Here is a 25213-nt window from a genome sequence, read left to right as displayed (position 1 = left end):
GCAGGAGGTTGATCCACAACGCTGCCATGCCGTCTGCGACGTCGACCGCCCAGACCGCATCCTCGTCGATGGCCGTCACGTCGGCGAGAAGGGCCGGGAGTTCCGGCTCGTCATTGAGTACCCGCCGCGACAGCAGCCGTTTGCCGTCGGCATCGAGCACCACGCAGTGGTGGTGGGTCTTGCCGATGTCCGTCCCCGCCCAGATCAGGGCCACCTGTTCCTCCGGTCGTTCGACATGCGCTGTTCGTCCGGACGACCTCGCCAGCGTGGTCCTACTCAGCGATGCACCCACAGGGGCCCGCAGCTCCTAATCAGCGGCCGAGTCGTCGTGAGACGCCGGGCGGCCAGGTGGGGCGAACCATCCTGTGCAACCGCCTGAAAGCCATACCCGGCGTCTCTGGGCCTCTGGACCTTACGACGGCCCGTCCAACCCACCAACAACGTAGGACCGCCTGAGGCGCCGGCCCCGAAACGGTCCGCGGACGGGTCCGCCGACGCCTTGATACGCCTTGTCCGCCCAACATTTGAGTCCGGCTTCGGCCAGGGCCTCGACGGCTTCACGTATGTAGCGGTAGACAGTCGAGATCCCGATGCCGAATCCGGCTGCAAACTGCGGAACACCATCCAGGCACCGCCTGCGAACACCACGACGCAGGGGACCGCGACCGCAGGATCGGCAACGGCCACCCCTCTGATCAGCCCCGGCGCCCAGCAGCGCAAAAACACTCCCCACCACGAACAACACGGAGGGCTGGACCCACAGGTCCAGGCCGCCGCCATGACAGGGGCGAGGCTTTGGCCCGCATGGACAAGCTACCGACACCCCCGCACCAGCCCCCCTTGGACACTCCGCCCGGACCCATCAGATCACCCGATCAGTGGCTCTCTTATGACCCGATGAGATCACCACGGGCCCTTCCTCTGTGACGGCCCGCCCAGAAGTGTCCGACGGGGCGGGTACTACCTCAGCGCGCCCCGACTGGGGCAAGCCTCAGCCCGCAACGCTTCTCTGGCACCAGGGCCACATCAGCTGCGGGAAGCGGGGGCGACGGGCTGGCGGTCAGGGTGTGTCGCCGGAGTAGTAGAAGCGGCAGCTCACCCCGGGGCCGGGTGTGCGGGGTTCGTCGGGGAGCGGGTCGTACAGGGCACGGCCACCGGGCCACCGGGCGAGCTCGGTGGTCAGGGCGACGCCGTCGTCGACTTCCTCGGTCCGCCACCCGTGGATGTCCAGCAACAGGCCGTCCAGCGGCCCGCCGACCAGTTCGGCGTAGGTCCGGTGCGGGAGCGGGCCAGGGTTGGTGGCTTCATGGTCCACACCGTAGACACGGCCGTTCAGCAGCTGCTCGTCACCGTTCATCCCTCCAGCTTTCCAGGAGCCACTGACAGCGAGGAGGCGGAGGGGGCGTAAGGCCCAATCTGAGGGCGGCCGGGCCCTAGCGTCGGCGCTGTCGAGGAGCGAGAACACGCCGCCCAGCTGACCAAGGCCACCGTCATGTCACGGCTTCCCGTCGATGATCAATGGGTGTAGGCCTTCTGCGGGAACTGTCTGAGCCAGGAACTTCCCTGAGGAAGAGCAAAAGCAGCCGGCGAAGCACCCGCCCGAGCATCAGGGCCTCAGCAGTCCGCCCACCCACCAATCGTGCGGCTTGCCGTCGTTGGCGATGCCACGACGGCGCAGTGTCCCTTCGACGGTGAAGCCGAGTTTCTCGGCGACGGCACGCGAGCCGGTGTTCCCGGCCATGGCCCACCACTCGATGCGGTGCACGTCGAGCGTGGCCCAGCCCCAGTCGCACAGGGCTCGAGCGGCCTCCACCGAGTACCCGCGTCCGCGCTGCTCCTTGACCGCCCAGTAACCGAGCTCCCAGACGCCGCGGCTGATGAGGGTCAGGCAGTACGAGCCGACCAGGGCGCCAGTGTCCTTGCGGAACGCGCCGAGGGTGTAGTCCCTGTCCTCGGCCCACTGAGCGGGCAGCTCATCGCCGACGAGCTTCTCCGCGTCCGCACGCCGGTACGGCACCGGCACGGGGGTATAGAACTGGATGTCCTCGTCCTGACATGCTGCGTACACCGCATCCACGTCGGCAGGTGTGAAGGCCCGAAGCACCAGACGATCGGTCTCAAGAGTCACCGGATCCATTGCGGCAGTATGGCCACCACCAGCAAGCGGCGACCAGCGAATATCCCGGCCGAGCACCGCACATCACAACACCCCGAGCTGGTCAACGGCCGTCGCAACGCCTCAGATCAGCTGCCCTTGAGGTGAAGCTATGTCCACGCCCATCGCGGACCAAGCCGTTGAGCCAGAGCCTGGGCCGTCGTCCGGCGCCGTAACCAGCCCTCCAGCACCGCCCGCGGGGCATCAGTGACCGATAACGGCGGAACCTTCGGACCCGGACGCCCCATGCCCGACTGACGATGAATCTCCGACTCAGGTCACTAGAGCTGCAGGATCAGGCTCTCCACTTGACCCAAGGCCGACACGCTGCTGGTCTGCGCAGCATCACGCGCCTTCACGAGCTTCTCCATCCACGTGATCCGCTCGTCCGCGGGCAGCGGTTCCTCGCCCAGCTGGGTGCGCAGACGGCGGGCCTCCGCGAAGTCGGCGAGCAAGGCGTCGGCAGCGGCGATCGAGCTCTGGTAGCTGCCCTCGGCCAACTCGACGCGGGCCGACAGCTCCCTTCGGAGTCTGGCCAGCTGGTCGCGCGGGTCGACGGGCACGTCTTCGTGCCCGGCGGCGATGGCGCCGACGACGTAGGCGACGTTGGCGGCGACGGCGAGAACGACGGTGATCATGGCAGTGCCCCTGCCCCTCCGGTCAGATGATGACCTTGATCTCGCTTTCGTCACCGACCCACTGCACGTACACCTCGGAGGGCCCCTCAGCGAGGTACGCCGTGCGGGTGGGCGTCACGTACTGCTCTTCCGTATTCACATCCGGTTACCTTCCGTGACCGGGGGGGGCGTTGGTCTGGCCATGGATACCTACGCCGAAGGCCCCTGTCTGCCACTGCTCACTGCCGAGGAGGCACGCCAGGCGATCACCCTGCTCCTGCACTTCCGGGACGGCACGGTGGAGGAAGAGCGGGTAGCCGGGGGACTCGCGCACGACCTCGCTCTTTCGGGTGCCGTCAGAAGAAGAGGGCTGAGGCGGGCGCGTAAGGTCTCGGTCGCCGGGCTTCACTGGCTGCGTCGACGCTCTTGGGCGACCCTGGAGGGATGAGCGCCGCTCCGATCACTGTGCACTGTCCGTCACCCTTCGGGCGGCGAAGGGGCACCGTGTATATCGGGGGGACGCGACGAGATCCTCTGTCCGGGGCGCCGGGGGAGCGCTATCCGGCCAAAGAATTGACGGGTACCTGACAATTCAAGGTCCCTGTGGGACCTTCCATGACGCTCACACCCCACAAGGACGCGGCCAGAAGGAGCGACATGAGGCAGTTCTCGGCACTCTCGTGCGTCACCGCCCTGATCATCGCAGCCACCGCCGGAGCGGCCACGGCGGCGACCGCTTCCGGAGCCACCGCAACGCAACAGGTCGACGGCGTGATCGTGGTCGCGGGCAACACGTGTACCTGGACCAACGCCCGGACCGGCGCCAACCCGCCCACCGCGCTGTCCATCGACCGCACCAGCATCAACAAGCCGGGCGGCAACCTGAGCTGTACCGGAGGCATCACCGCCGCCCTCAACAACAACCCCAACGTCACCTTCGACGACGCGGCCGGCCTCGCGAAGGCCGACGTCATCGACATCACGGGAACGCAGATGGGCATCTCCTGCCGCTACAAGGCGACCAACGTCCTGTTGAACCGCGACGGCACCACCCGTAAGTACGTGAACCAGGCCTTCACCGCGACGAAGACCTCCGGCAGCTTCCTCTGCCCGGGATCGGTCACCACCGCCGCCGCCGGCGCCTCACTGCTCTTCCACTGACACCTGGTGGACATGACGAAGTCCCCGCCTTGTCCGGACTGTGCTGCCGGGGCGGGGGCTTCGCCGCGGGTCACCAGGGCGTGTTCGGCTTCGGGGTCAGTAGCCCCAACGCTGGCCCACGCTGCTGTCGTGGCGGCAGTAGATCGCGCGACCGTTGGCGTCTCGTCCGGACGTACCGACATCGGCCTTCCGACATATCTGGCCGGCCTTGTAGCAGTTACCGGCGTTGGACAGGGGATAGCAGTCGGTGGCCCCCTGGGTGGGCTCGGGTGTGGGGGCCTGCGTGCGGGTGCGGGTAGGAGCGGGCGGAGCGGGGGCGGGCCTGGTGGTGGCCGGGACGGGGGCCTTGGTGGTGGGCTCGGCGGAGGGTGCCGGAGGGGTTGGCGATGTCGTGGTGGGGTCTGCGCTGGGGGTGTCGCTGAGGCTCGGGCTCGATGTCACCATGGGGCTGGTACTCACGCTGGCCGTGGCGCTGGTGCTGGGAGTGCTGGTGGGTGTGGCCGGTTCGCAGGCGGCGAGCGACAAGACGGCGGCGATGACGGTGAGAACACCCGAGGAGCGCTTCTTCGCGGCCTTCATCTGGCTGCCGAGCGATCTGGCCATGGAGAACTCCCAGGTGCTGAGGGTACTTTGATTAGCGATCAAGATACGTATTTTGTTGAAAGGTGCGAAGACCCTGCACACTGAGCTTTTTCCAACCTCGCGCTGACGTGTGATGAAGGACGAGGGCGGCCTGGACGATCGTGGTGATGCGGTTGGTGCTGCAGCGGATCTTTCGCAGGAGGCGCCAGCCCTTCAGGGTGGCCATGGCCTGCTCGCCGAGGCAGCGGATCTTGGCGTGCGTGCTGTTGTGCCGGCGCTGCCATCGCTTGAGACGACGACCTCGGAATGGGACCCGGACGGGGCGGCGCAGGGCCCTGTTGGTTCCCGATCCTGCCGCACTCGATCTCCCGCATGAGCTGGTCGAGTGGGTCACGATGCTCATCCCGGGGTGGGGCGCGATCTGGGGCAGATCGTCTTCCCGTGTCTGGAGAACTGCATGGAATCGGAGCGCAGGAAGGTCCTGTAAACCGTCAGCACGTATCTGGAGACGGGAAGCCCGGGGGAAACGGACCGGGGCGCAGTGCCACCGCAACACCGTCCTGAACCGGATGAACCGTTTCGAGAGACATATGGGCCTCGACGACCTGAGGCGCTACGGCGCGGCCGCCGTGATCACTGTGCTGGAGTGGCAGGGCGCTGCCCGGCTGCAGACGGATGACGGCTGATCCCGTCCCTCGCCGGTGGTCGCCAACGACGCAGCGGCCCCGCCGAGTGGGCGGAGCCGCTGAGGCGCTTCGTCAGCCGTTGGCGCTGACTCGACGGATGCCGCTGCAGTTCAGCTCCGTGCTTCCCTCGTAGTTGCAGGCCTGGATGTCGATGTAGCCGCTCTCTCCGATGGAGAGGTTGAGGTCGGCGCAGTAGCCGTTGCCGAGGTTGTACTGCACGTTGTGCCACGAGCCGCCGTTGATCCGGTACCAGGTGCCCGGGTGGTGGCCGTCGGCCGCGCTGTCGCAGGTGTAGAGGTGTTCGCCGTAGGGCTGGAAACAGCTCGTCGCCCCCGAGGTGGACACCCCGTAGCAGGGGTAGTCCGCGGCCACGCTCTGCGCGCTGGTCACGGTCACCCCCTCGGACGTCGGCGCGGGGGCCGCCGAGGCGGGCGTGACGAAGGCCGTGCCCAGGCCGATGCCCAGGGCGAGGGTTCCGATGATGCGGGAGAGACGCGCCGGGACTGTAGTCAGTGCAGGGGCCAAAACGACACCTCCGGTGAGGGAGTGAACAGTTGTCATGGGCCGTGCTGATGATGCGGTCGCGCTCCCCGGAGACTACAAGTTCATGACAAGTGCACCAGCTCTTCGTCAACCATTGTCTTGTTCTTGGTCTTGGCTGAAACCGCTTTCTCGACCTCCTGAACCCCAGGGCGGTCGACTTCCTGAGCCCGAGGTCAGTCGGCCTCGGCCGGGGCGTGCAGGACGCGGTCGCGGCCGACCGCGCGGTCGGAGCGATAGTCGAGCCCGTCCTGGCCCGGCGCCGAACCGAGGCGATGATCCGGCAGGCATACGGGGCCAGCCTCCATCGGGCCGCCCTCCAGACGGCTCTGGAACCGGTCTGGGTGTCGGACGGTCCACACGGCTCGCGGACTGCACAGCAGCCGGCGGGTCTGACGCCCACCACGCTGTGGGTCTTGTCCCGTCTGGGTCCCGCCGGTCTGGAGTTCTGGCTGCAGGCCTCACCGGCGCGCCGAACCTGCTCGAAGCATCGGTCTGAACACATTTTGTACAGCTGGTCGTTCCACCCCACCTCCGGGCAGGAGCGGGACGGTGGCTTCTGGGCTGGGGCGCGGCGGACTCGAAGCCGGCGGCCGCCATGTTCTGCCACATTGCCGCCGACCTCGCGCCCCGCACCCACGAGTTCGCAGGAGGCCTCGCCGTGCACGCGCCCTCCGGGCACTCCGGCTCCAGCTGCTCCGTCACCGGGACGGTCACCCACGGAGCCCGCCTGGTGCACCTGCTCGACACGGCAGAGCTCCCCGGCCCCGATGCCGCCTCCGGCCTCCCGCCGGGAACGAGGCTGACTGTCACGGCCATCCATGGTGGCGAGGGCTTCTCCGTCCCCCCGACCGGATCGACATCAACGTCGACGTCCGTACCACCCCGACCCTCGACGAATCCGCCGCCGAGACACTCGTACGTAAGGCGGCCGCCGAGCTGCCCGTCCGACCCCGGCCGAGGTCGCCGAGGTGGCGGCCTGGCCCGCGTTCCGCGTGGAGGAGAGCGAGCAGTCGGCCGCCGCACTCCTGCCAGCGGCCCGAGAGACAGGCCTTGCCGTACGGGCGAAGACGGCGGGCCCGTCGAACATCGACAACCTTCTCGCCGACCACCGCATCCCCGCCACCGCCGGGTTCGGCGTCCCGTACGAGGACCTGCACGGCATCGACGAGTGCGTGTCCCTGGCCGAACTCCCGACCGTCCACGCCATTCACGAACGAGCTGTCCTCAGCCCGTTGGGCCTCCGGTGACCGCTTCCCGGTCTTCAGAGCCGGGCCTGAGGGGATGGTGCTCTGACCGGGAAAGTTCGCCGGGGTGAGTACGCTGAACCTGCCTGCGTCGGAGGAAGGGGGCGGGTGTGACACGGAGACCGACGACGGATGAGGCCGTCGGACTGCTTGAGGGCGAACTGGGCTCCCGGGCGCTTGCCGAACCAGTCACGGAAGATGTCTGGCTCGCCTTCCTCCGTTTCGGCCGACAGCTGTTCCACGTTCCGGACACACCCGATGCCGATGGCCTTCTGTTCCAGTACGGGACCTACACGTTCGACGGTCCTGCGACGTTCACGTTGAACCTCACCCGACAGTTCGAGGTCTCCGACAGCGACGGTGATCACGACCACTACGTTCAGGTCCACTGCGAACTCCGATACGGACTCACGCCCGCCCTGGCGGCCCTGGGAAGCTTCACCTCGTGGTTCTTCCAAGATGCCGGAGGCGATCTCGAAAAGTGGGCCCGAGGGCTGACCGAACGGGCGGCCTGGAGTGTGATCCGCGGGCTCAAGCCGGCCGAGATCTGGGTGTACCAGGAACAGGTGTAGTCGCTCAGGCCGCTCACGGCACGAGCCGATCGCGAACCGTGGGTCTACAACCGCTACCACCACCGGTGGAGCAAGCGTTCCCGACACGACCGCCGTCCACCTACCGGGCTCACGGGTGCGCGACGGGACTGTCTCCGGGCACCGGATTCCTCCTGCGCACACGCATCCTGCGCGGCTAAGGTGAATCCTCGGCGATCGACGGGGGCGATGGTGAACTGGGCCGCAGAGGCAGCGCTGACCGATTTTCAACGCAACCTGATCATCGCCCTCGCGGGCGGGCTCGTCGGCGTGCTCGGCACCATGACGATCGAGTACGTGAAGGCCCGCCGCGAGCCGACCAAGCGGCTGTCCTACGACGCCGAGACGCGGACGGCCATCGTCTCCGCCGACGAGCAGGTGCGGCCCCGGCTCGGGCTCACCTACGACGGCAGGTACGTCGAGGACCTCAGCTCCGTCGAGTTCACCGTGGAGAACACCGGGAACCGCGTTGTCCAGCAGCAGCAATTGCGGTTCCGGTTCGCCGAGGGCAGCGAGGTCCTCGACGCCGCAGCGACCTCCGCTTACGAGGCCGAGTGGGGCGTGCAGCGACGCCAGGACCTCGAACGGAGTCCCCGGGAAGCAGTCTTCGCCATCGGCCACTTGGAGCGCGGGCAGCGCGTGACCTTCCGGCTGCTCGCCTCAGGCCGGGACTCCGGCAGCTGGAAGGTCTTCCCGCACAACCCGCTGGGGGACGTCGACCTGCGCGAGCGGTCGGCTGCCCGCATGAAGGACGACCGCGAGCACATGTCGGCCTTCTTATGGATGTCCTTCCTGCTGTTCACCGTCCCGCCGGTGTTCTCCGCCTTCGGATTCGTCGGGGAACTGGCCGCGGCGTTCGTGAGGGCGGGCTTCATCGCCGCGGTCGTCCCGCACCTCGCCCCCACGGCCCGGGCGCTGCGCGACGTACTGGTCAGGCCCCCTCAGCCCGGGGACATCTACACCTTCCACGGTGACGTACGCGGTACCGCCCTCACCTTCGGGGACAGCGGCACGATCAACTACAGCTCCGCCGAGAGCCGTCCGCCCGGGCATCCTGATCCGGCCGATCCCACCCAGGCGTGAAACACCCCGGCCCGTAACGGTCCGCCGAAGCACGGCTTGCCGGCGCTGCAGGCTTTCGCGATGGCACCACACCTCCAGCAGTCGCAAAGGACGTTCACCGCCCATCCCGCGGCTCCGACCTCCAACCGGCGAACCTCTCCCCATCCGACCAGGGGGGCGCAGAAGCCGCCGCCCGTGCCGCCTCCCTCGAACTCGGAGGAAGCCACCAGGCAGAGGGACGGTTCCCTCCTCCCGTACACAGGCGGCGGCTGTGACGTTCTTCCCCTGCCGCATGCACCGACCAGCCGCTACCGTGGACCCATGGCACGGGAAATCCGCATCGAGATCAGCGACGAGGCGTACGAGGCACTGGAGCGCGTCGCGGCGGAGAGGCACGTGCCCGCCGAGGACTACGCGGGCCGTGTGCTGGACGCTGATCTGACCCGGACACGGTTCGTCGAAGGCGCCCGCTCCTTCGTCGCCCAGCACGGCAAGGCCTTCGCGGAGCGGTTCGGCCGCCCTGCCGGCCCCAGCGCCGACGCCGCCTGACGCCGGCCGTAGCGTGTTTCTGCAGATAGACCTCTCCTGGCTGCTCGACGTCGCTCAGCAGGAGATCCCCGGCGACCCAGAGATCTCCGACTGGGGATCGCTGGAGGCAGCCCGCGCCCGCCACTCGTTCCGAGTGATGGACATCCCCGTCTACGAGCATCCGCACCACCGCGCGGCCGCGCTCCTGGAACAGCTCGTCCGCGTTCCGGCCCTGGAGCACTCCAACGAGCTGTACGGCGTCGTCGTCGCCGCGGCCTACCTCCACGCCTGCGGGTACCCGGTCAGCGTCACGGCGGAGGAAGCCATCGACCTCGTCGAGCGGGTGACGGAAGGCCGGATCGATGTACGGCAGGTCGCCGCGACTCTGAAGGAATGGTCTCGCTGACAGAGGCGGCGGGGACCCGGTCGGAATCAAGGGTGCTGGAGGACACGGTGCGCGCCGCTCCCGGCGCCTGGCCGGAGATCGGGGCGCCGTCCGGGCGGGCCGCGCGGACCAGAGCGACACCATACGGCGCTGGGCCCTGCACGCCTACCTGCGCCGACGCAACCAGAACACCCGCCACCCCGACATTCTCCCTGCCCAACGCAAGGAGCACGCTCGGATCCGCAGCGAGAAGGGAATCCGCTCGAGCGGCCCGACCCCCCTCCACGCCTGCCTGCCCCCTGGTCGTGGCGCGTCTGCTACGGAGCCAGGCTCGCCCGGACGAGACGGAATGCGGCCGCCGGGTCCGCGGCGCGCGTGACCGTCCGGCCGACGACGACATGCGAGGCCCCAGCGGCGATCGCCGCACGTGGTGTGCCGGGACGGGCGTGATCGGCCGGAGATTCACCAGGCAGCGAGACTCCCGGAGTGACGATCAGGGCATCGGGACCCAGGATGCTGCGCAAGGCCGTAACGTCCTGAGGCGAGGCGATCACGCCGTGGCAGCCGGCCTCCTGCGCCAGGCGGGCCAACCGGAGCACCTGCTTGTCCACTGAGTCGCTGACACCGATGTCGTTGAGATCCGTGTCGGTCATGCTGGTGACCACGGTCAAAGCAAGGATGCGCAGCCCGGGGAAGTGGCAGGCAGCTTCGATCGCGGCGGACATGATGCTGCTTCCGCCCATGCCGTGCACGGTGAGCATGGACACGCCCAACGCCCCCGCGACGCGCACTGCCCCGGAAACCGAGTTCGGGATCTCGAAGAGCTTGAGGTCCAGGAAGACCTCCTTGCCTTGTGTAACAAGGTCCTTGACGAACTCCGGCCCCGCTGCGGTGAGCAGTTCCAGACCGACCTTATAGAAACGGCACTCGCCGCCCAGCTGCTCAACGACTGCATCGGCGGCTGCACGGTCGTCGCAATCCAAGGCGACGATGATCTGGCTTCTTGGATCCACGGGGACATTGTGCTGCCCACTGCAGCACGAGCAGTTACCGGGGTCGGCCAACTTCAACCCGGCGATCGTTTTCGGTCGCGCCGCTGGCCTGACGTGCGTTCCCGGTGCTCTGCGATGTCGCCGGGTTCTCTTCGTTCCTCGACCGGTGGCGATCTCGGGTTACGTACGGCTGCTGCGGAGCCGGTCCGTGCTCACCCTGTGGCCACTGGCGGCGGTCGACGTCGTACGAGCCGGGCTGTCCATGAACCCGCCGTCGGGCATGGAACGGTCAGGTGGGAGGACAGGTGTGGAAGTGGCGGGTCTTTCGGTCCGGCAGGGCCTGGGGAGGTTTTCGGCCGCAGCAGATCGCCTCGATCGGGGACCTCTCACGGCCCGCTGTCACCGAACAGGCCCGCAGCGCGGTGCCCTTGGCCTGGTGCGCTTCCAACTCCTTTGTTCCCCAGCTGAGTACGCGTACTCAGGCATCGTCTGCCGGGCTTGTCCATGCTGGGGCGCGAAAGCCGGACCGTTTCAGGGAGAGACAAGCATGGACGACGCTCTGCAGTTGCGCACCGCCACACCCAGTGACCGCGATTGGATCCATGAACTGCGTCACCGGGTGTACGCGGAGGAGCTCGGCCAGCATCCGGTGGATCCGTCGGGAAGGCTGAGTGACGGACTCGACGGCGACAACGTGTTTCTGGTGGCCGCGAGGGGCGAGACGCGGATCGGTTTCGTCAGCCTCACCCCGCCGTGGGTCGGCCGCTACTCCCTCGACAAGTACCTGACGCGCGAGGAGTTGCCGATCCTGACCGAGGAGGCGCCGTTCGAGATCCGCGTCCTGACCGTCGAGGAGCAGTGGCGGTCCACAGCGGCGGCGCCGCTCCTCATGTACGCGGCGCTGCGCTGGGTCGCGGCGCGGGGCGGCCGCCGGGTGGTGGCGATGGGACGCACGGAGCTGCTCGACATGTATCTCGCTGCCGGGCTGCGGCCGGTGGGGCGCACGGTCCGCTCGGGCGCGGTGTCGTTCGAGGTGATGAGTGGTTCCGTGGCCGAGCTGACGAGGACGGTCGCGGAGCGACACGGCCGGACCCTGGAGCGGCTGCGGAGGGATCTCGAATGGCGGCTCGACGTGCCCTTCGCGCCGCGTGCGGACGGCTGTGAGCACGGCGGTGCCTTCTTCTCGGCGATCGGTACGGACTTCCGGACGCTGGCCCGCCGTCACGAGGTGGTCGCGGCGGATGTGCTGGACGCATGGTTCCCGCCGTCCCCAGGGGTCCGCGCGGTCCTCTCACAGGATCCGGGGTGGGCGGCCCGGACCTCGCCGCCGACGGGCGCGGAAGGACTGATCGCGGAGATCGCCGAGGTCCGCGGACTGCCGGTGGAGTCGCTGGTCGTCGGGGCGGGCTCGTCCGATCTGATCTTCAGGGCGTTCGGCCGGTGGCTGACGCCGGGGAGCCGGGTGCTCCTGCTCGATCCGGGCTACGGGGAGTACGCCCATGTCACCGAGCGGGTGATCGGCTGCAGGGTCGACCGGCTCCAGCTGCGCCGGGAGGACGGCTGGCTGCTCGACCCGGCCCGGCTCGCCGCCGCGACCAGTGACGGACGGTACGACCTCGTGGTGGTGGTCAACCCGAACAACCCGACCGGCCGCCACGCCCCGGCCGACGCGCTGCGCGCGGTGATCGAGACCACGCCCGTGCGGACCCGGTGGTGGATCGACGAGGCGTACCTGGGCTATGTCGATCCGGCGGACTCGCTTGCCGGGCTTGCCGCGGCCGACTCCCGGGTCGTGGTCTGCACCTCGCTGTCGAAGATGTACGCGCTGTCGGGGATGCGGGCCGCGTACCTGGTGGCTGGTCCGGAGACGGCCGGTGAGCTGCGGCGCTGGACGCCGCCGTGGCCAGTGAGCCTGCCGGCCCAGCTGGCCGCCGTGACGGCGCTGCGGGACCCCGCGTACTACACGGAGCGCTGGGCCCGCACCCATGTGCTGCGCCGGGGCCTGGCCCACGACCTCGAGAAGCTGGACGGGTTCTCCTCGGTCGACGAGGGGGTGGCGAACTTCCTCACGGTGACCCTGCCGCCGGACGGGCCGAGCGCGGCGCGGCTGGTCGGCGAGTGCCGGCGGCACGACGTGTTCCTGCGTGACCTGTCGCCGATGTCCCCGGCGTACGAGGGGCGGACCGTTCGGATCGCCGTACGCGACACGGCGGAGAACGCGCGGATCGTGGCGGCGTGCCGGAACGCCCTGGACGCGCTGCGCGCGTCGGCCGCGGTGGTGTCGGGCGGGCCGGGACAGGCCTCCCGGTGACGACGGTCGCCGGTCTCGTGCCGTACCTCGGCGGGGCGCTGGCGGTCGGAGGCGTCGCGGTGGCGGCGACCCGGCGCCGTGAGCTGATGGTCCGCTGGTGCGTGTGGGCGCTCGGAGTGCCCCTGGTGACCGCCGCGTTCTGGCTCGGTCCACCAGGGATCGCGGTGCTCGCGGCCGTGGTCGGGGTGGTCGCGGTGGCGGAGTTCGGTGGGCTGCTCCGGCTGGGTCCGGTGGACCGGGCGGTGCTGGGCGCGGCGGTCGTCGGACTCGTCCTGACCGCCTGGCTGGCCCCGGGGGAGGTGCTGCGGGTGGCGGCGGCCGGGGCGCTCGCGATCGCCGGGGGGCCGTTGCTCGCGGGCGACGCGGAGCACGGACTCCGTCGCCTGGGGGCGGGCCTGCTGGGGCTCGTGTGGTTGGGAGCCCTGGCCGGCCTCGTACCGTCCGGTGCCCTCGGCCTCGTGCTGTTCGTGGCCGTGTCGATCGCCGACATCGTCGCGTACGCGGCGGGTCGCCGTCTCGGCGGCCCCCGGCTCTCCCCGCTGTCGCCCGCCAAGCGGTGGAGCGGCACGCTGGCCGGGGCCGCGGCCGGTCTCCTCACGCTGGCCGTGCTGTCCTCCCTCACGTGGCAGACGGCGGTGGCCGTGGCGGTCGGCGGCCCGCTCGGGGACCTGCTGGAGTCGATGGTCAAGCGGGGCGCCCGGGCCAAGGACGCCGGCCGGTGGCTGCCCGGCTCGGGCGGTCTCCTCGACCGGATCGACTCCCTCCTAGTCGCCCTGGCGATGCTGTTGATGCTGGAGTGAGCCATGTGACGGGATGGGCATGAGGCCGGGTGCGACCGGGGCCGGTTGCGAGGGGAGTCGCCTCCGCCCCGTCCTGGCCGGCCCGGATGACGGTGGGGCCGTCGGCATCGCCCCTACTCGGGGATGCCATCGAGAGCGATTGAGGGCACTCTGCTCCGGGCCGCCGCCGCTCCGGCTTCCCGGATAAGGGTTCGTCCGCAGAGAACGGTGTCTCTACCCTGAGTCACGGCGGGAGTGCGCGCATTCCCGCAGGTTGCGGTGCCGTGGCAGAGCGGCCCATTGCGATCGACGTGGGCGAGGTCCCTCCCACGGCGACTGACGGAGACGGAGCGGACCTGCTCCCATCTGTCCACGGGTTCAAATCCCGTCGGCACCGCAGCCGACCAGGACGTAGTTCCGCGTACGGACTTGCCGCATTGCACCAGGCCCACAGAAGTCGTGCCAGACCCTCCAAGGTGCTGGAAGAACTGCTCTTCGTGTCGGCTGGGGTGCTGTCGTCTTCCTGGACTGGTCGATCTCGTCTGGGCGCGGTCAGGCGCGTAGCCGGTCCAGTTCGCTGCTGATCGCTTCTCTGAGTACGTTGTGCTGGGGGCCTAGCCTGGACTGTTCCTCGTTCCACCGGTCGGGCGGGTAGAGCCAGACCGGAGCGCCCGCGGCATCGGCCGGTTCCCATGCGTATCGCGGCCATACATGGGCGTGGAGGAACGGGTCTCTGTTTCCGAGGACCTCCAGGTTGACCCGCCGGAAAGCCGGGTCCAGACGCCGGCAGGCGCGTTCGACCGCCTCGCCGAGCTGCTCCATGTCGGACAGGAACGCCAACCGCCGTCCGCGTGGCAGGTCGGTAAGCCGCTGGACATTCGGTTCGTCCACGAGGAGAACCGAGTATCCCGGCAGGAACTGCACGTCACCGATCACCGCGAACCCTGCTGTCAGCCGCCGTAATACGGTCGGGTTCTCGCCCTTCAGGGCTGCCCCGATCCGGTCTTTGCGCCATTCACCGGTCATGAGTCAAAACCTACGACGCTGACGGAAGACCGACCGGCCGGGTTTCCCCGAGTTCGGCGGGCCTGGAGGGGTGGGCACACCAGGACCGGGGCACAGCACCACGGCTCCTGGGGCGTACCAGAGACTCACGGGCGGATGCGTGGTGGTGGGGATGCGGCCAGCCCCCCGCCGCTCCTCGCTCTCGTAGGGACGACTCCCGACGGCTGGGCCGTCGGGAGTCGGCGGACGGGGCGCCTGCTCCCCGCTCGTGCGGGGATGGTCCCGTCGGGCACGTGAGTCGACAGTTCCGGGCCGCCTTCGGTGAGTCGCCATGCGCGTACCTGATGACGCGTCGCATCGAGCGGGTGACGGCGATGCTGTGGCGGGGCGACGTCAGCGTCACCGAGGTCTGCTTCATGGTTGGATGCGCGTCGCGGGGAGTGTTCACCACCCGCTTTGCCGGGCTGGTCGGCATGCCGGCTGGGGTATTCCGGCGTCAGGTCAGGTGTCGGATGCGGCGGCCGGCCATGCCGATGCTGCGGGTACGGCCCGCGGTGCGGGTCGGCGGTCAAGGTGAAGGAGGTGCCGGCGTGCGTGGCGCAGCAGCTCTCAAGACCGGTCAGGAATCGAGAAGCCCCGGGTGCCGCGCAGCCCCTAGCGTGATGGTCATGGCAACCACCACTTCCACCGCAGTCAACACGTCCCTCGCGTCCGTCACTCTTGAGGTGGCCGACCTGGAGGCCGCTCGCCGCTTCTACAGTGCTTTCGGCGTGGACTCGTACATACGCCTGCGGGTGTCCGGGGCGCACTCCACCGGATTCCGTGGCTTCACCCTGGCGTTGACGGTTTCAAATCCGGCCACCGTCGACGGCTTCGTCGGCGCCGCCGTTCAGGCCGGCGCCACGGTGCTGAAGCCCGCCGCGAAGTCGCTGTGGGGCTACAGCGGCGTCGTCCAGGCCCCGGACGGGACGATCTGGAAGATCGCGACCTCGGAGAAGAAGGACACCGGCCCCGCCACCCGTGAGATCGACGAGGTCGTCCTGCTGATCGGTGTCGAGGACGTGAAGGCCACCAAGGAGTTCTACGTCGGCCGGGGCCTGACCGTGGCCAAGAGCTTCGGTGGCAAGTACGCCGAGTTCGCCCCCTGCCAGGACAGCCGCGTCAAGCTGGCGCTGTACAAGTGTCGTGCCCTTGCCAAGGACCTCGGCGTCCCCGTCGACGGCACCGGCTCGCACCGCATCGTCCTCGGCAGCACCGCGGAGGCCTTCACCGACCTGGACGGGTTCGCCTGGGAGACTGCCGCGCCGCTCGCCCCCACGCTGTCCTGACCACCGAATCCGCAGCGAACGGGCAGAACACCAGGAGAAAGATCATGAACTTCCGGTCCCATGTCGAGCCGCCCGAGCCCATGCGGGGCCTGGAGGTTCCGTTCGAGGTGGTGGCAGCGCTCGGTGGGGGCGCGCGGCCGCCAGTGAAGATCACGGTCAACGGGCATTCCTGGAAGAGCCGGGTCGCCATCATGCGAGGCCGCCACCTGCTCGGCCTCAGCAACGCCAACCGGCAGGCCGCGGGTGTCGCGATCGGCGAGGAGGTCGAGGTCGAGCTGGAACTGGACACCGAGCCGCGTGTCGTCGTCGAGCCCCCGGACTTCGCACAGGCCCTCGACGACGACCCCGTCGCCCGCGCCGCGTACGACAACCTTGCCTACAGCCGCAAGCACGAGCACGTGCGAGCCATCGAGAGTGCGAAGAAGCCCGAGACGCGCCGTCGGCGCATCGAGAAGGCCATCGCCACCCTGCGGGGCTGACCCCCGAAAGCAAGGGCTCCGGCGGCACTGTCATCGCAGTACGGAGGCCTGACCCTGCCCCATTCCTCCTGAAGGGACAAGCATGTCGAAGCGACTGATGACCGGTCTTTACCGGTTCCTGGCCTTTGAGTTCGCGCTGGGCGCCGTGACCAAGTACTGGCCGGGCGACACGATATTCAGCTCGGCGTACTCCGCGAAGTTCATCGAATGGGGTTACCCGGCCTGGATGCGCTTCGTGGTCGGCGCCCTGGAAGGTGTCGCAGCCGTCCTGCTCGTGATCCCCGAGCGGCGAGCACGCTTCCTGGGTGCCACGACGCTGATGTTCGTGCTCACGGGCGCGACCACCACCCACATCGTCAACCACGATCCGGCGGTGGAGAGCTGGGCCGCGCCGACCCACCTCTTCATCATGGGCATCCTCGCGCTGGCGAACTGGCCGGCCGACTGGCGAGACCTCTTGCGGGCTCCTGTCGCGCCGACGGCCCGAACAGTACGTTCGTCCAACGAAATGGCAAGAGCGCAGCACCTTGGCGGGGACCGCTGACCGGTACCGACCATCGGCGGCCGACCGAGCAACACCGTGGCATCAATTCACGTAGTCGCGGGGGGACCATGCGCGCAGTCGCCCCTTCCGCTCCGTTTCACGAACGATGTCTCCAGGGGCGGGCGCGGCCCCGCGCGGCTGACACGTACAGGTGATGATCTTGCCCTTCAGAGCCGACCCCCTCGGTCCCGTCTCTGCGCTGCGGATCATGGCTCTGACCGGTGGCACCCCTGGTGTTGCTGCTCTACCGCTCCACGGTGCCGTCCGCACTGTCGATCTCGTAGATTCGCTCTTGAAGCCGTTCACCGGCCCAGTCCAGTCCGACGCCCAGGTCGAACCAGTGTCGGTCCTTGCGGTCTTCGGGCCCTGAGAGATTCACCGCCGCCCACGAGAACGCTCCCAGGAGGACGGAGCGGCCGTGCTGCGTCGTGCGCACGGACAACGCAAACGGTGCGGCGAGTGCCGCGCGGGCGACCAACATGGTCTGCGCGTTCTCGGGATGGGGCAGTGCGCCCGTGAGGAACCGAGGTGTGTCAAGGATCTTGACCCATTCGACTACTGCGTCTGCCACCTGGGCGCGCAAGGACTCTTCGATGCCCTGCCGGACAGCGGCCGCGGGATCGTCACCGAGCCAGCCGAGCCAATGATCGGGGTCCGTGAGCTTGCTGAAGTCGTCCTGCGGCATCCCGTGACGGGGATTCTCCTGGTACTCACCTGTCAGTTTCCCGCTGCTGTCAACCAGCCATGCACCGCGGATGGCCTCGGGAGGTACGTAGCCGTTCGGGTCGTCGATGTACGTAGGGTCGATCTCAGCGACGCTGCCACCTGGATTCTCGGCAGCCGCAGCCAGCAGCGCAGGCTCGTCCGGTATGCCCTTACGCCGACCTCGCCACCCCGAAAGCCCCACGTCCCCACCCCCGCGTCGCCCGTCCAGTTGTCCGCGATTGTGTCGTACCGGTCAAGGCCGCATGAGGGCGGGGGAACAGCGGCAAACGGTCGGGGAATCTCAGCGAGCAGGTCTGTGCACCCTCACCGAGCAAATGATGCCGCGCCATGGTCGCAGTGTTGGTTCCATCCGGTCGAGGGTGACAACGAGCGGATTCAGTGGCCCTTGCCTGCGCGGGGATGGTCCCACGTGCGGGACCTTCTTGCCCACGCAGGGATGGTCCACTGGCTGCATAGGGATCCGGCGAGGGCATTTGCTGGTGGGTCTCGGCATCACACGTTGCCCGGCCAACGTGTGAACGTTGGAGTGAAGCAGCAGCAGCGGTACGCACCCGGCTCAGGGGCGAGTGGCGCGAACGCGGTCGGCCGCGAGGTGCAGCTCGTACGGCTGGCAGCAATCGGAGCAGAGGGTCGCGACGAGGGTTCCGCAGGTGCACAGTTGGTTCGTTCCGCCATCCGGGGTCGCTCCGCAGCAGGCGGGGGATGCGTGCCGCAGCTCCAGGCCGCGTGCGTCGTCCGGGTTGATGACGATGTTGCCTCGTGGCCCCCGCGAGACCAACGGCTTTCCGTCCGCGTTCCAGCGCTCCCCATGGCGTGGCATCACAGGCCCGGGCACCTCGGCGACGACCAAGGGCGCGCCGTACGGCTCCGTCTCGATCGCGTAGCAGCCTGATGGCACTGTCGCCGGCGACGGGCCAGGCTCGTCCGCGTCCCACCATGCGTAGTGCGGAGCCTCGGGAACAGCAGGCAGCCGTGTGAGCGGCCCCGTCAGTGCGACTCCACATGTCGCGCAAACGAATACCACTGCCTCGACATCCGTAACCCCGGAGGCGACGTCCTGATCCTGGTGTTGATGATCGTGCATGCGCTGACCGTACGCGGCACGTTCCCAGGCTGTCTGATCGCCATCCCCGGGCGGCGCCTGACGCCGTTCCCGGCCAAGCAATCAGGTGCCCCTGAAACGTGGTGACATCGTCTTCCTCGTCAGCGGGCAGGGCTGGTCCCCTTGCTGGCTCTGTTGCCGGCCTCGGTCGGATCGAGTCCGTGCTCTGATCCCTGTCTGCGAGGTGCTGTGCCGATGGGTGTTGCTGGACGATGCGCTGGGTGTGGCCTTCGGCCGTGGGGTGTGGAACCGCCGTTGTGGCAGGGACGTCGAAAGGTCATGGCTGGGAGAGCTGGACGTATCGTTTTCGCCTTCGGGTTGGTTGCTTGCGTGCTCACGGGCTGTGGGAAGGCCGGCGAGGGTGCAGAGGTTGTTCGAGGGGCACCGTCTGCCCGGACGATTCCCTTCGACCTGTACACGCATTGCGGGATCGACGAGGCCCGCATCGGCTCGACGTACTACGAAGCGGAGACCCCGTTGTCCGACGGCTCGGGAAACCCGCCCGAAGGATGGGACAACCCGACCCAGCGCGGCACGATGACGTTGGAGTCCGAGACGGAGGCCGTCTTCACCGACGATGCCGGGCATGAGGTGAAGTTCCGTGCCCGGCCGGGTGCGAGTGCCTTCAAACGCATCTGCGCTTAACAGCCGTCAGCCGTCAGTCCGAAGGCATGGTGGAAGACATCAGCGGCGGCGTCTTTCGTCGTCCCACGCGTGTGTGCCGCAGCCCGGCTCCGTCTCCAGTCCGGCGAGCCGGTCGGTGTGCAGACGTGAAGGAAGAGCTAGCGGACGGTCCGGACTTGACTGGCGAGCCGGGACCAGGTGCATCCAGGGCGTCCGCCACGGGGGCGGTCCGCGCGGCGACGATGTCCAGGGTGCGCATCTGTGGGACGACGAGGATCCCGAGGGCCACAGCCCCCGTACCGCCATCACCCTCGTCCGCATCCGTCACGGCAGCCGTGAACGGTGTTCGTGCATGGTGCTGCCGACCGATCGCCCGCTGCTCCGTTTTGTCCTCCAAGGCCCGCCCGCCACACTCCCGCCGGCCGTCCCAGGGTGCCAGCCCTCGGCATCCCGCTCGACGGCACCCCGGGACCGTGGAAGGCGATCACGAACGTCCCCGGTGGCGAGGTCGGGCACGTCACGCTGATCGAGTGCGAAGGCGTACGTACCGGGGTCCCCGGCCTGCTGCCGCGAACGACCGCCGTGCCGCGGCCCGCTGTGCACGGTCGGCGGCACAAGGCGGGCGGCCTGAACGTCGTCGACATCGAGGCCACCTACTGGGAGGGGCAGCCGCCGCCCGGCGCGGTGAGCGAGATCATCGAGATCGGGCTCACCCCGGCCGAGGTCGCCGGTGGCGTCGGCTTCGCCGAGGCGTGCCGCATCCTTGCCGACGCCCATGACGCGCGCAGCCGCCCCTGGGCGAGCTGGGGAGACTACGACCGCAAGCAGTTCGAACGACAGTGCCGGGCGGCCGGAGCGCCCTATCCGGCCGGCCGGCCGGCAGAGCAGGGGCACACCAACGCCAAAGCCGTGTTCACCGAGGCGTACGGCCTGCGTAAGCGGCCTGGCATGGCAGGCGCCCTGCAGCTCGCGGGGCTGCCGCTGGAGGGCCGCCACCACCGGGGCGAGGACGACGCGTGGAACATCGCCGCCCTCGTCCTGGACCCGGTGGAGCGTGGACTCTGGACAGCCTAGGGGAAGTAATTTGCTGTCGACCCCGTGGTGAGTGAGGCCGTCGTCGGCAGCGGGCCGTCCGCCTCCCCGGCGCCATAAGCTGCTGTGGCGACCAGTGGCGACTCGACGTCGGGTCGGTCGACACCTCTGCACCCTCTGCCTTCCTGTCCCGCCTGCAACGGGTGCCCGCGCCGGCCCGCGGCGAAAAGACTCCGACCGTACGGGTGGCGGCACGCGTTCGCCGCCGGCCATGGCGAAACATCCCCGCACCTGACCTGCGGCCCGGCCCCGCCCCGTCATCAGGTTCCGACCGCATCACCTGGGCGGTGAAGGCGGCGCCGGTTCGGTCACGTTGTGCCTGGATCCAGTCGAAGTGCACCGATTCGACGATGGTGTTCGTCTTTCGTTCATCGGCGACCAGGGCGCGCGCCTCAAAGATCTCGTAAACATAACGCGTCTGGACCAAAGAGGTCCTGATGTGAAAGATCCAAGGAGTCCCCCCGTCATGCCTCCCTCCCCCGACGTCTCCCGTCGCGCGCTGCTCGGCGGTGCCGCCGGCGCCGCCGTGCTCGCCTCGCTGCCGTTCAGCGTGCGCGAGGCCCTTGCGGCGCCCGCCCGCCCGGGCCGGCTGGAAGACATCGAGCATGTCGTCGTCCTGATGCAGGAGAATCGTTCCTTCGACCACTACTTCGGGACCCTGCCCGGCGTACGGGGCATCGGAGACCGCACCGCCGTCCGCGGCGTCAACGGCAGGACGGTCTTCCACCAGCCCGACCCCTCGCGCCCCGAGGGCCACCTCGTCCCCTTCGCGATGAACGCGGCCCACACCAACGCCTACCGGAACGGCGCCCCCGCCTTCGGCTTCGTCGACTCCTTCCCGCTGTGGAACGACGGTCGGGCCGACGGCTACGTGACCGGCCGCACCAGCGGCTGGCTCGGGCACGGCTTCTACGAGCCCGCCGACATGCCGTTCTACAACGCGCTCGCCAGCACGTTCACGGTCTGCGACCAATACCACGCGTCGGTCCAGTGCAACACGAACACCAACCGCGACCACTTCATGACCGGCACGAGCGGTGGCACGGTCAACGACACCGTCGTCTACAACAACAGCTACATACCGGGTGGTTACACCTGGACCACCTACGCCGAGCGGCTCCAGAGCGCCGGAATCAGCTGGAAGACGTACCAGGCCCGGGACAACTACGACGACAACGCCCTCGCCTGGTTCAGGCCGTTCCAGCAGGCCAAGCCCGGCGAGCCCCTCCACGACCGAGGCATGGCGATGGTCGGTGCTGCCGCCGACCAGGGCAACGGCCACAAAATGGGCGACGCGCTCGTCGAGGCGTTCCGCGCCGACGTGGCCGCCGACCGCCTTCCGCAAGTGTCCTGGATCGTCGCTCCGGAAGCCCTCTCCGAGCACGCCAGCTGGCCCCCGCCGTACGGCGAGCACCTCACCGCGCGACTGATCGAGGCGCTCGCGGACCATCCCGAGGTGTGGGCCAAGACCGTCTTCATCCTCAACTACGACGAGCACGGCGGCTTCTTCGACCACTGCATGCCGCCCGTGCCACCGCTCTCCGCCGACCGGGGCAAGGCCACCATGTCCGTCGACGGCGAGGTCGTCGTCCGGGTCAAGCAGGCGGACGGCGCCATCGCGATGCGGGTCGTCTCCCAGGACGGCCGCTACCGGGTCCGCGCCGCCGACGGCAGCCTCACCTGGTCCGACACCCTGCCCGCCGGGGAGACCCGGGTCTCCGGGCCGCACGCCATGGGCCTCGGCCTGCGGGTGCCGATGCTCGTGGTGTCCCCGTGGACCCGCGGCGGCGTCGTCGACTCCACCGTCCTCGACCACACCTCCGTCATCCGCTTCCTGGAGCGCCGCTTCGGGGTGCGCGAGCCCAACATCAGCGCCTGGCGCCGCTCCGTGTCCGGCGACCTGACGTCCGTCTTCGACTTCTCCGGCGAGGACATCGTCTGGCCCGAACTACCCGACACCAGCGGCAACGTGGCGAAGGCCGACGCGGCCGCCGGGAAGCCGTCGATCGCCGTTCCCTCGCCGCAGTTCTTCCCGCGCCAGCAGCGCGGCACCCGGCCCGCCCGCCCCGTCCCGTACGCCCTGTCGCTGCGCTCCAGGGTCCGCGACGGCAAGGTCGAACTCGACCTCCGCAACAAGGGCCGCCAGGCCGCCGTCTTCCAGGTGTACGCGGAACCCGGCAGCACCCCCGACTTCTACACCGTCGGTGCGGGCGAGCGGCTCCCCGGCGCTCGCGCCCTCCAGGGCGACACCTACGACCTGCGGATCCACGGCCCCAACGGCTCCCTGTGGGCGCTGCGCGGCGGCGCGGACGACGCCCTTGAGGCCCGCCTCAAGGAGGAGTCCGACGACGACCGCGCGTACGTGGAGATCGAGATCGAGAACCGCGGTCGGCGCTCCCGCACCGTGCTCGTCGGCGATCTGGCGTACGGCGGCGGGGTCCGCGAGGTACGGGTCGGCGCGCGCGACGAGCGCACCGTGAAGCTGCAGGTACCGGCCGAGCGCTGGTACGACATCGCCGTGAGCGCCGCCGACGACCCGCGGTTCCTGCGCCGCTTCGCCGGCCGCTTCGCCGACCGGCAGCAGGACCGGCACCAGGGCGCCGGCCGGGGCCACGACGGGGGCCGCACGCGTGGCGTCACCGACCCGGCGATGGGTCTCGCCGACGCCCTCACCACCGAGGTGACCACGGCCGCCGGTGACGAGCCGGTCGTCGCGGGCGGGACCACGGCCCGGTTCACCGTCACCGTGACCAACCGCGGACCCGTCGAGCTCGACGACGTGACCGTCGCCCTCACGCTGCCGTCCGGATGGACGGCGAAGCAGGCCGCGGACGCCCCGCCGAGGACCCTGGCCTCCGGTTCCTCGTACACCTCCGACTGGGACGTCACCGCGCCGGCCGACGCCCCCGCGTACGGCTCCGCCCGGCTGCTAGCGGTTGCCCGCGGCCGCGCGGCGGACGGCCTGCGCCTCGCGGACGGCGAGATCCAGGCCCGGATCGCCCCCTCCATGACCGGTCATCTGCTCGCGGAGGACTTCCAGTCGCTCGCCGGGAAGCTGGTCAAGCGCGGTCAGGTGCTCGGCTGGACGGCAACGGCACCGGAGGGCTGGTCGGTCGTCAACGCTGCCGCGATGCCACAGGGCACGCCGATGTTCCAGGGCTGGACCTTCCACACCCGGCGCGCCTGGTCGGCCGGAGCCCAGAACAGGCCGAACTTCACCAGAGGCCTCGGCATCGTCGCGGTCGCCGACCCGGACGACTGGGACGACACGGGCGCGCCCGCGAGCAAGGGCCGCTTCGACTCGACCCTGGTCTCGCCCGCGGTCCCGATCCCGGCCGGCCGTACGACCCTCCGGGTGGACTTCGACTCCCACTACCGGCAGGAGGGCGACCAGAAGGCCGAGGTCCGCGCGGTCTTCGACACGGGGGAGGAGCAGACCGTGCTGCGGTACGGCCCCGGCTCGCCGGACGCCGAGAACACGGGGGTCGGCAAGGACCTCACTGTCCCGGCGGGGGCGCGCACGGTGACCCTCCGCTTCCGGATGTACGACGCCGGAAACAACTGGTACTGGGCGGTGGACCACATCCGCCTGAGCTGACGGGCGCGTGGGCGGTGACCGAAGCGTTCGGTCACCGCCCGAGGCCTCGGGTTGCCGAGCGGTGAGCATCAGCGCCGGCCGGAGACGGTGCGGACAGGGGTGCACAGAGGAATCCGCCCCTGCTTGTTTGCATCCGTCCGCGGTACCGGTGCGGAATGAAGGGATGCCGGCGCCGTCCGCGGTGCCGTCTCGGATCGTTCAGGTTCTCCGAGGGGGGCTAGACGGATGGGATACCCCATGCACACTCACGTCCTCGGTACCTCGGCGCTGGCGGCCGGTGTCTGGCAGTCCGGACTCGCCCAGGTGCTCGGCGGTCTGATCGTGGTCGCCGTTCTCATCGGTGCCTTCGTTCTCGGCATCCGGGTCAAGAACAAGGAGCTTCCGCCTCCGGACCCCGAGTCGCAGCCGCACCGGCCCGACACGGGCGAGACTCCGGGAGAGGTCTCGGAATACCGCAAGCCCGCCGAGATGCCGTACACCGATGGCGAGCACCGTCTCATGCCGTACAACCTGAAGAGCTCCGGCGAGCCCGACACCGACCCGCCGAGCGAGGAGAAGCGCAAGTGGCGCGGTATCTCCAGCGGTGGCTTCGGCAGCGGAGGCACCGGTCACGGCGACTGATCGACGACAGCGGCAGCCGGTGGTGACGGCGGCGCGGTAGAGCACAGCAGGTCCGACAGTGCACGGCCGACGAGGCGCACAAAGGAGAACATCCGTGGTCGCGTCGGTCAGAGAACGAGTCGACGTCATCGTGGTCGGAGTCGGAGTCGGAGCCGGTGCCGCCGGCCTCGCGTGTGCGGCAGATCTTGCCGCAGGAGGGCTTGCGGTCCTCCTTTTGGAGACCGCCGAATCGCCCGGTGGGCGCATGCGTACCGACCGTGTCTCGGGTTTCACGGTCGACTGCGGATTCCAGGTGTTCAACACGTCCTCCCCACAGGTCAGGAAGCGGCTCGACCTGAGGCGGCTGCGGCTTCGACGTTTCAGCCCCGCCGTACTCGTCGCGACCCCACGCGGGATCCTGGCGCGGAAGCGGACTCCGAGGGGCCCGCACCACTGCTTGTCGGCCTCCTCAGCGGCCTT

The 25213-nt window shown here is 69.2% G+C and carries 25 protein-coding genes, 1 tRNA gene and 5 pseudogenes; 20 read left to right on the top strand and 11 right to left on the bottom strand.

What is annotated here, in order from left to right:
• From ACFYX3_RS39915 to ACFYX3_RS39895, 5 genes and pseudogenes are all read right to left on the bottom strand, one after another.
• On the bottom strand, window positions 1-214 hold a 214-nt coding region (locus tag ACFYX3_RS39915; protein ID WP_389024761.1), incomplete at its 3' end, for a transposase.
• Between the two features lie 246 nt (window positions 215-460).
• Window positions 461-553 (bottom strand): annotated as a pseudogene (locus tag ACFYX3_RS39910) (IS5/IS1182 family transposase); the annotation flags it as partial.
• A gap of 507 nt (window positions 554-1060) precedes the next feature.
• Window positions 1061-1357 carry a hypothetical protein gene (locus ACFYX3_RS39905; RefSeq protein ID WP_389024759.1) on the bottom strand — a complete coding sequence of 99 codons (297 nt, stop codon included), beginning with the start codon at window positions 1355-1357 and terminating at the stop codon, window positions 1061-1063.
• Between the two features lie 249 nt (window positions 1358-1606).
• Complete coding sequence (locus ACFYX3_RS39900; protein WP_389024757.1) at window positions 1607-2068, bottom strand: GNAT family N-acetyltransferase; 462 nt, start codon at window positions 2066-2068, stop codon at window positions 1607-1609.
• Window positions 2069-2436: 368 nt separating this feature from the next.
• The gene (locus tag ACFYX3_RS39895; protein ID WP_389024755.1) at window positions 2437-2793 is read right to left on the bottom strand and encodes a hypothetical protein; all 357 of its coding nucleotides are present in this window, start codon (window positions 2791-2793) and stop codon (window positions 2437-2439) included.
• Between the two features lie 636 nt (window positions 2794-3429).
• Between ACFYX3_RS39895 and ACFYX3_RS39890 the strand changes: the two genes are divergently transcribed.
• Window positions 3430-3933 (top strand): hypothetical protein, encoded by a 504-nt coding sequence (locus tag ACFYX3_RS39890; RefSeq protein WP_389024753.1) that lies wholly within the window; start codon window positions 3430-3432, stop codon window positions 3931-3933.
• A gap of 442 nt (window positions 3934-4375) precedes the next feature.
• Complete coding sequence (locus tag ACFYX3_RS39885; protein WP_389024751.1) at window positions 4376-4567, top strand: hypothetical protein; 192 nt, start codon at window positions 4376-4378, stop codon at window positions 4565-4567.
• Between the two features lie 69 nt (window positions 4568-4636).
• Here ACFYX3_RS39885 and ACFYX3_RS39880 read toward each other — a convergent pair.
• The 3 genes and pseudogenes from ACFYX3_RS39880 to ACFYX3_RS39870 all read right to left on the bottom strand — a co-directional run.
• Window positions 4637-4834, bottom strand: a pseudogene (locus ACFYX3_RS39880) (transposase family protein); the annotation flags it as partial.
• Window positions 4835-5273: 439 nt separating this feature from the next.
• A complete protein-coding gene (locus tag ACFYX3_RS39875) occupies window positions 5274-5726 on the bottom strand; it encodes a hypothetical protein (protein ID WP_389024749.1) in 453 nt (150 codons plus the stop codon).
• 191 nt (window positions 5727-5917) lie between these two features.
• Window positions 5918-6049, bottom strand: coding sequence for a hypothetical protein (locus tag ACFYX3_RS39870; RefSeq protein ID WP_389024747.1), 132 nt, complete (start codon window positions 6047-6049; stop codon window positions 5918-5920).
• Window positions 6050-6712: 663 nt separating this feature from the next.
• Here ACFYX3_RS39870 and ACFYX3_RS39865 point away from each other — a divergent pair.
• The 6 genes and pseudogenes from ACFYX3_RS39865 to ACFYX3_RS39840 all read left to right on the top strand — a co-directional run.
• Window positions 6713-6991, top strand: coding sequence for a hypothetical protein (locus tag ACFYX3_RS39865; RefSeq protein WP_389024745.1), 279 nt, complete (start codon window positions 6713-6715; stop codon window positions 6989-6991).
• A 107-nt stretch (window positions 6992-7098) separates the two neighbouring features.
• A complete protein-coding gene (locus ACFYX3_RS39860; RefSeq protein ID WP_389024743.1) occupies window positions 7099-7560 on the top strand; it encodes a hypothetical protein in 462 nt (153 codons plus the stop codon).
• A 207-nt stretch (window positions 7561-7767) separates the two neighbouring features.
• Window positions 7768-8661: a hypothetical protein gene (locus ACFYX3_RS39855; RefSeq protein WP_389024741.1), complete on the top strand. Its 894-nt coding sequence runs from the start codon at window positions 7768-7770 to the stop codon at window positions 8659-8661.
• A 300-nt stretch (window positions 8662-8961) separates the two neighbouring features.
• Window positions 8962-9189, top strand: a complete 228-nt coding sequence (locus tag ACFYX3_RS39850; protein ID WP_389024739.1) for a hypothetical protein — start codon at window positions 8962-8964, stop codon at window positions 9187-9189.
• Between the two features lie 13 nt (window positions 9190-9202).
• The gene (locus ACFYX3_RS39845; protein ID WP_389024737.1) at window positions 9203-9574 is read left to right on the top strand and encodes a fic family toxin-antitoxin system, toxin component; all 372 of its coding nucleotides are present in this window, start codon (window positions 9203-9205) and stop codon (window positions 9572-9574) included.
• Between the two features lie 118 nt (window positions 9575-9692).
• Window positions 9693-9824 (top strand): annotated as a pseudogene (locus ACFYX3_RS39840) (IS630 family transposase); the annotation flags it as partial.
• A 46-nt stretch (window positions 9825-9870) separates the two neighbouring features.
• Here the strand turns inward: ACFYX3_RS39840 and pyrF are convergent.
• Window positions 9871-10566, bottom strand: a complete 696-nt coding sequence (gene pyrF, locus ACFYX3_RS39835; protein ID WP_389024735.1) for an orotidine-5'-phosphate decarboxylase — start codon at window positions 10564-10566, stop codon at window positions 9871-9873.
• A gap of 526 nt (window positions 10567-11092) precedes the next feature.
• Between pyrF and ACFYX3_RS39830 the strand changes: the two genes are divergently transcribed.
• The 3 genes from ACFYX3_RS39830 (at window position 11093) to ACFYX3_RS39820 (ending at window position 14032) form a co-directional block, all read left to right on the top strand.
• Window positions 11093-12856, top strand: coding sequence for an aminotransferase class I/II-fold pyridoxal phosphate-dependent enzyme (locus ACFYX3_RS39830; protein WP_389024733.1), 1764 nt, complete (start codon window positions 11093-11095; stop codon window positions 12854-12856).
• Window positions 12853-13656 (top strand): phosphatidate cytidylyltransferase, encoded by an 804-nt coding sequence (locus ACFYX3_RS39825; RefSeq protein WP_389024731.1) that lies wholly within the window; start codon window positions 12853-12855, stop codon window positions 13654-13656. Before ACFYX3_RS39830 ends, ACFYX3_RS39825 begins: the two co-directional genes overlap by 4 nt.
• A 257-nt stretch (window positions 13657-13913) precedes the next feature.
• Window positions 13914-14032: transfer RNA gene (locus ACFYX3_RS39820), tRNA-Gly, on the top strand.
• Between the two features lie 155 nt (window positions 14033-14187).
• Here the strand turns inward: ACFYX3_RS39820 and ACFYX3_RS39815 are convergent.
• Window positions 14188-14661 carry a diadenosine tetraphosphate hydrolase gene (locus ACFYX3_RS39815; RefSeq protein WP_389024729.1) on the bottom strand — a complete coding sequence of 158 codons (474 nt, stop codon included), beginning with the start codon at window positions 14659-14661 and terminating at the stop codon, window positions 14188-14190.
• Window positions 14662-14927: 266 nt separating this feature from the next.
• Here ACFYX3_RS39815 and ACFYX3_RS39810 point away from each other — a divergent pair.
• From ACFYX3_RS39810 to ACFYX3_RS39795, 4 genes and pseudogenes are all read left to right on the top strand, one after another.
• A pseudogene (locus ACFYX3_RS39810) lies at window positions 14928-15303 on the top strand (helix-turn-helix domain-containing protein); the annotation flags it as partial.
• Window positions 15303-15968 (top strand): glyoxalase, encoded by a 666-nt coding sequence (locus ACFYX3_RS39805; protein WP_389024727.1) that lies wholly within the window; start codon window positions 15303-15305, stop codon window positions 15966-15968. The pseudogene ACFYX3_RS39810 and the gene ACFYX3_RS39805, both read left to right, overlap by 1 nt.
• 44 nt (window positions 15969-16012) lie before the next feature.
• On the top strand, window positions 16013-16447 hold the full coding sequence (locus ACFYX3_RS39800) for a YdeI/OmpD-associated family protein (protein WP_389024725.1): 435 nt from the start codon (window positions 16013-16015) through the stop codon (window positions 16445-16447).
• A gap of 82 nt (window positions 16448-16529) precedes the next feature.
• Entirely contained in the window at window positions 16530-16991 is a 462-nt protein-coding gene (locus tag ACFYX3_RS39795) for a DoxX family protein (protein ID WP_389024723.1), read from the top strand.
• 244 nt (window positions 16992-17235) lie between these two features.
• Here ACFYX3_RS39795 and ACFYX3_RS39790 read toward each other — a convergent pair whose 3' ends face one another.
• Window positions 17236-17898: a hypothetical protein gene (locus tag ACFYX3_RS39790; RefSeq protein WP_389024721.1), complete on the bottom strand. Its 663-nt coding sequence runs from the start codon at window positions 17896-17898 to the stop codon at window positions 17236-17238.
• Between the two features lie 1251 nt (window positions 17899-19149).
• Here ACFYX3_RS39790 and ACFYX3_RS39785 point away from each other — a divergent pair.
• The 5 genes and pseudogenes from ACFYX3_RS39785 to ACFYX3_RS39765 form a co-directional block, all read left to right on the top strand.
• Window positions 19150-19464 carry a hypothetical protein gene (locus ACFYX3_RS39785; protein WP_389024719.1) on the top strand — a complete coding sequence of 105 codons (315 nt, stop codon included), beginning with the start codon at window positions 19150-19152 and terminating at the stop codon, window positions 19462-19464.
• Window positions 19465-20025: 561 nt separating this feature from the next.
• Window positions 20026-20517: a DNA polymerase III gene (locus tag ACFYX3_RS39780; protein ID WP_389024767.1), complete on the top strand. Its 492-nt coding sequence runs from the start codon at window positions 20026-20028 to the stop codon at window positions 20515-20517.
• A gap of 484 nt (window positions 20518-21001) precedes the next feature.
• Window positions 21002-24133: a phosphocholine-specific phospholipase C gene (locus tag ACFYX3_RS39775; protein WP_389024717.1), complete on the top strand. Its 3132-nt coding sequence runs from the start codon at window positions 21002-21004 to the stop codon at window positions 24131-24133.
• 237 nt (window positions 24134-24370) lie between these two features.
• A complete protein-coding gene (locus ACFYX3_RS39770; RefSeq protein WP_389024715.1) occupies window positions 24371-24754 on the top strand; it encodes a DUF6479 family protein in 384 nt (127 codons plus the stop codon).
• Window positions 24755-24812: 58 nt separating this feature from the next.
• Window positions 24813-25175: pseudogene (locus ACFYX3_RS39765) on the top strand (NAD(P)-binding protein); the annotation flags it as partial.
• Window positions 25176-25213: the final 38 nt, after the last annotated feature.

This window comes from Streptomyces sp. NPDC002463 (genome assembly GCF_042889835.1).
GTDB lineage: Bacteria > Actinomycetota > Actinomycetes > Streptomycetales > Streptomycetaceae > Streptomyces > Streptomyces nymphaeiformis.
Note: the sequence above shows the minus strand (reverse complement) of the source record. Positions and strands in the feature narration are given on the sequence as shown.

Coding starts and splice junctions, on each gene's coding strand:
- ACFYX3_RS39905 (WP_389024759.1), bottom strand. CDS start 1,357: ATGAACGGTGACGAGCAGCTGCTGAACGGCCGTGTCTACGGTGTGGAC.
- ACFYX3_RS39895 (WP_389024755.1), bottom strand. CDS start 2,793: ATGATCACCGTCGTTCTCGCCGTCGCCGCCAACGTCGCCTACGTCGTC.
- ACFYX3_RS39890 (WP_389024753.1), top strand. CDS start 3,430: ATGAGGCAGTTCTCGGCACTCTCGTGCGTCACCGCCCTGATCATCGCA.
- ACFYX3_RS39885 (WP_389024751.1), top strand. CDS start 4,376: ATGGGGCTGGTACTCACGCTGGCCGTGGCGCTGGTGCTGGGAGTGCTG.
- ACFYX3_RS39870 (WP_389024747.1), bottom strand. CDS start 6,049: ATGGAGGCTGGCCCCGTATGCCTGCCGGATCATCGCCTCGGTTCGGCG.
- ACFYX3_RS39855 (WP_389024741.1), top strand. CDS start 7,768: ATGGTGAACTGGGCCGCAGAGGCAGCGCTGACCGATTTTCAACGCAAC.
- ACFYX3_RS39850 (WP_389024739.1), top strand. CDS start 8,962: ATGGCACGGGAAATCCGCATCGAGATCAGCGACGAGGCGTACGAGGCA.
- ACFYX3_RS39830 (WP_389024733.1), top strand. CDS start 11,093: ATGGACGACGCTCTGCAGTTGCGCACCGCCACACCCAGTGACCGCGAT.
- ACFYX3_RS39815 (WP_389024729.1), bottom strand. CDS start 14,661: ATGACCGGTGAATGGCGCAAAGACCGGATCGGGGCAGCCCTGAAGGGC.
- ACFYX3_RS39805 (WP_389024727.1), top strand. CDS start 15,303: ATGGTCATGGCAACCACCACTTCCACCGCAGTCAACACGTCCCTCGCG.
- ACFYX3_RS39800 (WP_389024725.1), top strand. CDS start 16,013: ATGAACTTCCGGTCCCATGTCGAGCCGCCCGAGCCCATGCGGGGCCTG.
- ACFYX3_RS39795 (WP_389024723.1), top strand. CDS start 16,530: ATGTCGAAGCGACTGATGACCGGTCTTTACCGGTTCCTGGCCTTTGAG.
- ACFYX3_RS39775 (WP_389024717.1), top strand. CDS start 21,002: ATGCCTCCCTCCCCCGACGTCTCCCGTCGCGCGCTGCTCGGCGGTGCC.
- ACFYX3_RS39770 (WP_389024715.1), top strand. CDS start 24,371: ATGCACACTCACGTCCTCGGTACCTCGGCGCTGGCGGCCGGTGTCTGG.